This window comes from Arthrobacter sp. RT-1 (assembly GCF_003367205.1).
GTDB lineage: Bacteria > Actinomycetota > Actinomycetes > Actinomycetales > Micrococcaceae > Arthrobacter.
Map to the genome: position 1 here is coordinate 1 of NZ_QRGQ01000022.1, position 456 is coordinate 456.

A 456-nucleotide genomic window follows, 5' to 3' on the forward strand; every position below is an offset into this window, starting at 1 on the left:
GGCTGCCTTGTAGGCGGCGTAGACCTTGCGGTAGTCGTGGCCGCCGCGTTTGAGGTTCCAGATCTGGTCATCGGTGAGGTCCGCGACGAGGTCTTTGGTGCGGGGGTCCTTGCCGAAGAAGTGTTCGCGGACGAACCCGCCGGATTCGGCCTTGTAGGTCTGGTAGTCCCCGTCGGGGGTTTCGTTCATGATTTTCACGAGCGACCCGTCGGTGTCGCGGGTGAGCAGGTCATCCCATTCCCGGCCCCAGACGACCTTGATGACGTTCCAGCCCGCGCCGCGGAAGAACGCTTCGAGTTCCTGCATGATCTTGCCGTTGCCGCGCACCGGCCCGTCCAGGCGCTGGAGGTTGCAGTTGATGACGAAGTTCAGGTTGTCCAGGTTCTCGTTCGCGGCGAGCTGGAGCAGGCCGCGGGATTCGGGCTCGTCCATTTCGCCGTCGCCCAGGAACGCCCA

Annotated in this window: 1 pseudogene; it reads right to left on the reverse strand. The window is 64.0% G+C overall.

Features of this window, described 5'->3' with window-relative positions:
• A pseudogene (locus tag DXK94_RS15185) lies at positions 1–456 on the reverse strand (pyruvate dehydrogenase (acetyl-transferring), homodimeric type); the annotation flags it as partial.